The organism is Yaniella soli, assembly GCF_054782375.1.
Map to the genome: position 1 here is coordinate 1 of NZ_BAAGSP010000050.1, position 7422 is coordinate 7422.

At 55.1% G+C, this 7422-nt stretch carries 7 protein-coding genes; 5 read left to right on the forward strand and 2 right to left on the reverse strand.

The features are described 5' to 3' along the window. Positions 1 to 158 precede the first annotated feature (158 nt). Positions 159 to 1460: a DUF8426 domain-containing protein gene (locus ACYVJT_RS14795; protein ID WP_343956200.1), complete on the reverse strand. Its 1302-nt coding sequence runs from the start codon at positions 1458 to 1460 to the stop codon at positions 159 to 161. 153 nt (positions 1461 to 1613) lie between these two features. Between ACYVJT_RS14795 and ACYVJT_RS14800 the strand changes: the two genes are divergently transcribed. The 3 genes from ACYVJT_RS14800 (at position 1614) to ACYVJT_RS14810 (ending at position 5470) form a co-directional block, all read left to right on the forward strand. After that, the gene (locus tag ACYVJT_RS14800) at positions 1614 to 3119 is read left to right on the forward strand and encodes a lipase maturation factor family protein (RefSeq protein ID WP_343956199.1); all 1506 of its coding nucleotides are present in this window, start codon (positions 1614 to 1616) and stop codon (positions 3117 to 3119) included. A gap of 150 nt (positions 3120 to 3269) precedes the next feature. Continuing rightward, complete coding sequence (locus tag ACYVJT_RS14805; RefSeq protein ID WP_343956198.1) at positions 3270 to 4553, forward strand: hypothetical protein; 1284 nt, start codon at positions 3270 to 3272, stop codon at positions 4551 to 4553. Positions 4554 to 4681: 128 nt separating this feature from the next. Then, a complete protein-coding gene (locus ACYVJT_RS14810; protein ID WP_343956197.1) occupies positions 4682 to 5470 on the forward strand; it encodes a sulfite exporter TauE/SafE family protein in 789 nt (262 codons plus the stop codon). 13 nt (positions 5471 to 5483) lie between these two features. Here ACYVJT_RS14810 and ACYVJT_RS14815 read toward each other — a convergent pair whose 3' ends face one another. After that, positions 5484 to 5900 (reverse strand): VOC family protein, encoded by a 417-nt coding sequence (locus ACYVJT_RS14815; protein WP_343956196.1) that lies wholly within the window; start codon positions 5898 to 5900, stop codon positions 5484 to 5486. Between the two features lie 156 nt (positions 5901 to 6056). Between ACYVJT_RS14815 and ACYVJT_RS14820 the strand changes: the two genes are divergently transcribed. Both ACYVJT_RS14820 and ACYVJT_RS14825 read left to right on the forward strand, forming a co-directional pair. Next, complete coding sequence (locus ACYVJT_RS14820) at positions 6057 to 6977, forward strand: GIY-YIG nuclease family protein (RefSeq protein WP_343956195.1); 921 nt, start codon at positions 6057 to 6059, stop codon at positions 6975 to 6977. A gap of 43 nt (positions 6978 to 7020) precedes the next feature. Further along, positions 7021 to 7158 carry a hypothetical protein gene (locus ACYVJT_RS14825; RefSeq protein ID WP_343956194.1) on the forward strand — a complete coding sequence of 46 codons (138 nt, stop codon included), beginning with the start codon at positions 7021 to 7023 and terminating at the stop codon, positions 7156 to 7158. Positions 7159 to 7422: the final 264 nt, after the last annotated feature.

Sequence of the window (7422 nt, forward strand, 5' to 3'; positions counted from 1 at the left end):
TTTGCACTTCCATCGAAACGCGAGCTCCCCATGCCTGTCCTGTGCGACACGCCCGAACCAATCACCAATTTCCGGTCCCTATCCGCGCAATCTCTAACTAAAAGTGAATGTTTCTCATCAGATTCGTCAGAGCTAGCTCTACTTGGAAACTGCATAATCTATGATGGCCGTGACTTTGGCGATGAACTCCGGGGAGTAGCAGAGGCCGGCGAGAACGCGTTTAGCGACCTCGCAGCCTTGTTGTTCATGTACAGTAGCGGATATCGGTTTTGGGCCAGTCGCCACGGAAGCTCTTGGAGATGATGCGGTCTTCGTCGACGTGGCCCAGCTGGTGTCATGCAGCTGGGTTGCGATAAGAAGAGCGAAGGCACTTCAATGAGCGCTGTTTTCCAATCGGCGACGGCGTCATAAACTCTGTCAGCGGAAGGTTGGGCTCTCCGGTAGGAAGCGGGTCGTTCGGTTCCGTTGGCCTGTTCTCGAAGCCGTTCGCCTTCATCTCTATACCGGCGCCAGAATTCGGAACTCAAAAATGCCTCCAAATCCTGGTTCTCGTCGTCGAATATGAACCTCTCAAGATGTGGTGCCCACTGATTGTCCGGGCTCAAACGCCATACTGGATGCTGAGCCGTGAAAAAGTACCAGCCACGTTGACTGAAATGCGGGCTCCAGTCGACCAGGACCTTATCATTCTCGATACTGCGGATGAGTCCCCGTGCTTTGATGGTCATGTATGAAACGGGAATGCCATGATTTTCGAACGGCACGTCACCGAGTCTTCGAACGACGCCCGATTTTATAGCGATACGATCACCGGGCTTCATCTCTAGGGCTAGACCGGATAACCCGTCGCTGAGAGACCAATAACCACCTTTGACGAATTCTTCGGTCTTATCTTCATTCCCGATCATGGCACTCACCAGCCAGATGTCGCTCTGGGTCTGTTGTTGTGCCGATGGGGAATTTTCAGCTTCTCGTTCCAGTTCTCGCGCTTGGTCTGGGTTGGCTGCGAGTTCTATGAAAAGCTCAGGTTGACGGTGAATACGAGAAAGAGTCGATATGCTCCGCAAACCCTCTTGGACGTACTCCGTCAGTGCTGTTTTCGGAAACGCTGTGACCGTCCACTTGGCTGGCATCCGGTGCCGGTGTGTTGATGCTTCATCAACGTAGTAATAGCTCCCGGTCACGACACCGATCCGAAGGAACTTCCCTTCGTTATAGGGACCGACAAGGACGTCACCCTCTTCGACTTCATTGTAGAAACGTCGCAGCGTGTGGGCCCAAGTGCGCTGCGAACCGACAGAACTCTCTGGATGTATCTGCGCGAGGTCCTTGATCAGATCCTCGACTTCTAGCGAAACGACATCAAGGTTGTTGGTCCCATCCCAGCCGATCGAAACGAAACCACCACCTTCGAGCTCTTCACTGAAGGTATCGTTCCGGATCAGCCAGACATTTGGCATAGTTTTCCTTTCCAAGAGTGCGACAGTTTCATCGTAGTGCAGCCGACCTGCCAGTGCCGATCACCAAATAGCTGGCGAAGCTACCCACCGGCCTATCGTGGTCGCTAGTTCCGAAGCCAATTAGGGTTGTGAGGGAAAGTTCGCTGCAAGGCCGTGGAAACATTGGAGGTGGGGACGATCGACGGGGGCACCTGGCTTCCGCTATTGGAAGCATCCGATTACACGATTGCGCGCGAAGTTCTGCTGCGAGGCGTTGCAGCTCTCTATTTCACTGCGTTCTTGGCAGCCTTCAACCAGTTTCCCGCTCTGCTCGGCGAACGTGGTCTCTCACCAGCGCCCGACTATATCGAGCATACGAGCTCGCGGGCTGCACCGAGCCTCTTCCGCTGGCGATTCACACCCTACAGTGACCGGCTACTGCGGGCAGTGTGTTTGGTGGGCATGGCGCTGAGTCTTTCGGTGGTGGTCGGACTCGTGCAGCTGGGCCCGGCCTGGACGACTATCCCGGTGTTCTTGCTCATGTGGTGGCTGTACCTGTCGATCGTCAACATAGGGCAGTACTACTATGGCTTCGGTTGGGAGTCGCTGCTGCTTGAGGTCGGCTTTGTTGTTGCCTTTCTCGGCGCCCCGGAGGTCGCGCCGCCGTTTTTGATCCTGTTGTTCTTGCGCTGGACGGTGTTCCGTGTGGAGTTCGGGGCGGGCATGATCAAGATGCGCGGTGACAATTCGTGGCGGGACTTCACCGCAATGAATTACCACCACCAGACCCAGCCGATGCCGAATCCGCTGAGTCGATGGGCGCACCAGAAACCACAGTGGTGGCATCGGACCGAGACGCTCGGTAGTCATGTGATCCAGTTGGTCATGCCATGGCTGCTGTTCTTTCCGCAGCCGGTGGCGTCGATCGCGGCATGTGTCATTATCATCAGCCAACTGGTTCTGGTGTTCACCGGGAATTACGCCTGGTTGAATTGGCTGACCATTCTGATTGCGTTCTCGGCCATCAGTGACTCGTTCCTCCACTCCTTGGTCGGTGGTGGATGGCCAGCCTGGGGTTGGGAACCTGTGGCTGCTGTACTTGGCGGCCAAGTAGATGTCCAATCATCCACCTGGTGGCTGGTGCTGACCGCGGTCGTCTTCGTGCTGCTGTGTGGATTGAGTTGGCAGCCGTTGCGCAATCTGTTCTTGTCGAATCAGTTGATGAATGCCAGTTTCAACCGGTGGCACCTTGTCAATGCTTATGGTGCGTTTGGGTCGATGACGCAAGTTCGTCGGGAACTCATCATCGAGGGCACACTCAGCACCGATCCATCATCCGAAAGTGTCTGGCACGCCTATGAGTTCAAAGGCAAACCTGGCGATGTGTACCGGCGGCCACAACAGGTCGCGCCGTACCATCTGCGGTTGGACTGGATGATGTGGTTTTTGGCGCTGGGTTCGCCGAATCAGCCCTGGTTTCAGCGACTGCTGGAGAAGCTCTTAGACGGCGATCCAGCGATCCGAAAGTTGCTGCGTGAAGATCCATTCGATGGCGAGGCGCCCGTGCTCATCCGCGTCAAAATTTTCGAGTATCGCTACGTGACGTCAGCCGAACGACGCGAGACCGGTCAGTGGTGGTGGCGCAAAGAACTCGGCACGGTTGTACCACCGACAGGGTGAACAGTGTAGGTAAATAGTCGAAGATTTTTCTCATTTCTTATTGCAAATGAGTTGCATTAGCTATAACGTTCTGTAGGTAGAAAGCTGCTGAGCTGGTGAATGGTTCTCAGCTTGTGTCACTCGACAACCTGGAAAAGAAGGACTACTTGCATGAAACAACAGAAAACTACCGCACCCAGCATGGTGGCGCTATCGCTGACAATGCTGCTGACCGTCACCGCTTGCGGCCAATCCTCGGCTGGGCAGGATGAAGGGCATGACGAGCATGCTGACGATGAGGCACATACAGATCACTCAGAAGACACTGGTGGTCGAGTAAGTGTGGAGGTGAGTTCGCCGCAGCCGCGATTGGGCATCACGTATGACGGTGGGGTTGCTGTGCTCAACGGCGAAACGCTCGAGGTAGAGGACGACTTCGAAGCGGAGGGCTTTTTGCGTCTCAATCCGGCTGGTGATGGTCGGTATATGTTCCTGACCGACGGAAACGGTTTCCGGCTGTTGGATACCGGTACCTGGGCCATGGCGCACGGCGATCACAGTCATTACTACACAATGGATCCGCTGCTCACCGACATCACGGTTGAAGGTCCGGAACCGGGCCACGTTGTTGCACATGAGGGCAAGGGAGCACTCTTCTTCGACGGGAATGGAGAAGTGCATACGTTCGACTTAGCTGATCTCGATCCCCAAGTGGAATTTGAGACCGAGGTTGCCGAGACTCAAGAGGCACACCATGGCGTCGCGGTGGCCTTTGAGGATGACTCTCGATTCGAGACCCTTGGCAACGCGGATGACCGATTTGGCGCACGAGTCCTCGATTCGGAGGGAGAAGAGATCGCACGTGACGAAAACTGCCCCGGCGTGCACGGGGAAGCGACGGGTCCCGATGGCGTGATTGCCGTCGGCTGTGAGGACGGCGCCTTGGTGTGGGACGGCGATGACTTCACGAAGATTGACGCGGGGCCAGAATATGCCCGTACCGGGAATCTCTTTCCAGCCGAGGACTCAAACGTCATGCTCGGTGATTACAACGAAGAAGGTGAACCCATGACACAGGTTGCGCTCGTGGACGTAGAAGCCGGAGAGATCACCACTGCGGATGTGGGTTCTGCCTATAACTTCCGTTCCTTAGCGCGCGGCCCAGAGGGTGAAGCCCTGGTCTTGGCAGAAGACGGCCACCTCCATGTGCTGGATCCGGACACTGGCGAGGAAACGGATGCAGTCCAGGTTATGGACGAGTGGACTGAGCCTGAGGAATGGCAAGAGCCAAGACCAGCAATCCAGGTCGTGGACGAAATCGCGTATATCACCGACCCCGCTGAACAGGCCATCCATGCTGTGGATCTGGGTGAAATGGAAATTATCGAATCAGCTGATTTGGACTTCGTGCCGAATGAGCTCAGTGCTGTTGACGGGAAGGATGCTGCAGGATAGTCCGCGGTGTCGGGCGATCTGACGAGAATTGCACGTCCTGTCGCTCTCATACGGGAAAGCTATGAACTCGATGGTGCTAACCTCGATTCGGGAATACTCAATCTTTTCCATGATCGATCGGAGCACAATTGGAGACATCAGCAGCGCCCACCCGTCGCAATTGGTTTGGGCTGGTCCTGTTGGGCCTGGCCGTCGGGGTGTCTTCGGGCCTCTTCGGGATCGGTGGCGGCATCATCATCCTGCCTGCGCTGGTTTATCTGCTCGGTTTCCGAACTCGCATTGCCGTCGGAACGTCACTGTTAGCGGTCATTTTGCCCGCGATTACCGGCGTGGTCAGTTATGCACTCGAAGGCAATGTGAATCTGCTGATGGCCGTGCTGTTGGCTGCCGGGTCGACGGTGGGTGCCCCGATCGGTTCGTGGCTGTTGACGGTTTTGCCGCAGCGCGCCGTGAAGTGGGGCTTCATCGCGTTCATGATCGTGATGATCATTTCGCTGTTCCTTGTTGTGCCATCCCGAGGCTCGGTCGTCCATATCGATCTGATGGTTGGTATCGGCATCGTCGCGCTGGGCTTGTTCACCGGTGTGATGTCGGGGCTGTTGGGCATCGGCGGTGGCGTGATCGTGGTGCCGCTTCTGGTCGTGTTATTCGGGGAAAGCGACCTGGTGGCCAAGGGGACCTCGCTGCTGATGGTCATCGCTACTGGCCTGTCCGGCACCGTCTCGAATCTGCTGCGCAAAAACGTTGATGCACCGGCTGCCTTAGTCATCGGTGGCACCGCGGCACTCGTCACCCCGCTGGGCGTGTGGGCGGCCTATGCTCTGTCGCCTGCGGTCGCCAATATCGTGTTCGCGGTCTTCCTTGGGCTCGTCATCGTGCGCATGCTTATTGACGTGCTTGCGCGTCCCAAAAAGTAACCACGGAGACGACTTAGTCGGTGGCAGGCTCAGGGTTGTAGTTGAGTTGCCAGGAGACGCCGTAGCTGTCGGCGATCCAACCGAATGGACCGAATCCATAGTCATCGAGAGGCATCAGGGGTTGCCCGCCCTCGGAAAGTGCAGCCCACAATTGATCGAGTTGCTCCTGGGATGTGCAGTTCAACGTCATCGACATCGACGGCGTGAGGTCGAACTCGTGCTGCATCGAACTGTCCATGATGTTGATGCGCAGCCCCGCGATCACAAAGGTTGCGAGCATGACCTTGCCGTTCATCTCCGGGGTCTCGGCACCGTAGCGAGCAATGGTGACGACTTCACCGCCGAAGAGTTCCACGTAGAAGTCCATCGCTTCTTCAGCGCGGCCGTTCTGAAACATGAGATGCGGGGTGAGCTGCTGTGTTTGCGACATGATGTCTCCTTTGTTGGTGGTTGGCTAACTGAAGGTCAAATGGATCAGATAAAAATGCACCTCATACTACGACTACGAGTTGAACCATATGCGCGCGTTGTCGTCTAAGCTATGGGGGCACTCACCATTCTATTGTCGAGGTATACGGGATCTCCTATGTCAGTCGCCTTGAGCCTAGCCCCGAAGACTATCCAGCTGTTTCTTATGGACGGTACATCTACTGGCAGGATCAAATGCTCCTTACAAAACTGGATCGGTCTTGTCTTTTCCGTTCCCCGGGATGCAGCTCTCAAGGGTACAGATCGTGCTGATCTCCGACACAGCGGTGTTTATATTCTTTTTGGAAACGACCCTGATAGCGGTGACGCCGTTGCATATGTTGGCCTGGCGAACGCACGGAAGAATGGGTTGGGTGTACTTGGCAGAATTAAGGAGCATATTCGGGACGAAACGAAAGGATACTTCACACACGCAATCGTGATTACCACGAGCAATAACTCTTTGGGTGCCACCGAGATTAGTTATCTCGAAAATGCACTTTGCAACAAGGCTCGAGAAGTTGGTCGAGTCAACGTGGATAACGGTGATACACCTCTTCGCGGGACGATCTCAGAAGAGAAAGAAGCTGAACTGCAAGAGTTCATTTCATACGCGGAACTCGCAATAGGCGCACTGGGGTACAGGCTCTTTGAACCGCTAGATAACCGGCAGAACTCTCCAACACCTTCAGCCCAGATTGATGGGAAAGAACGTGCTGATGACGATTCTGCATTCTTCCTCGAAGCTCGAGGTGCCAAGGGGCAAGGCTTGTCAAACGCTGATGGATTCGTTGTATTGAGTGGCTCAAAGCTTCGAACAGAACTCACGGCAAGCTGTCCAGAAAGTGTTTATCGAGATAGGGCACGCCACGCGGAGCAGATAGGCAGTGACAACGAAATCCTCAGGGATCTACAGTTTCCAAGTCCTTCAGCCGCCGCTCAGTTTCTGATGGGCGCGTCGGCTAACGGTAGAACTGCCTGGGTTTCGGCTGCAGGTGCCACACTTAAAGATCTAGAAGAACAGAGTCTCGATGAGTAGTGAGAAATCCGTAATTTGACGGTGCGAAGGACTGGAGGATGACATGGCGACCGTTATCGGCGCGACCGGTGCCATCCTTTTGGTGTTCAGTTTCTTGCTGGACGGGCTCATCCAGCTTACTTTCCTGGCACCGGGATTGCTGTTGGTTGTAGCAGTATTTTTGGGCTTCGTCTTCGTCTGATATCCCGTCTTCCGGGTTCACCGGAATTTTGTGGGGATGTTATCTCGACGTTAATGAGCACTGGGAGTATAGGTTCTCTATGCTAACAATATTGATTGGCTGTCCTGTCGAGACTGTATTTCTGGAGTGCATCAATTGGGTGCGTCGATAGCATTTGACGAAGCTGTTGTTAGGAGTGCGTATTTAGTAACGGCTGTCTGACGATCCAGTGACGACGGTCTGACGATCGGGTAACGCCGGTATGGGTATCCAGTAGCGGTGAGA

What these genes read in the sequence shown, in the direction of transcription:
- ACYVJT_RS14795 (WP_343956200.1), bottom strand. Translation starts at nt 1,460, where the DNA reads ATGCCAAATGTCTGGCTGATCCGGAACGATACCTTCAGTGAAGAGCTC.
- ACYVJT_RS14805 (WP_343956198.1), top strand. Translation starts at nt 3,270, where the DNA reads ATGAAACAACAGAAAACTACCGCACCCAGCATGGTGGCGCTATCGCTG.
- ACYVJT_RS14815 (WP_343956196.1), bottom strand. Translation starts at nt 5,900, where the DNA reads ATGTCGCAAACACAGCAGCTCACCCCGCATCTCATGTTTCAGAACGGC.
- ACYVJT_RS14820 (WP_343956195.1), top strand. Translation starts at nt 6,057, where the DNA reads ATGTCAGTCGCCTTGAGCCTAGCCCCGAAGACTATCCAGCTGTTTCTT.
- ACYVJT_RS14825 (WP_343956194.1), top strand. Translation starts at nt 7,021, where the DNA reads ATGGCGACCGTTATCGGCGCGACCGGTGCCATCCTTTTGGTGTTCAGT.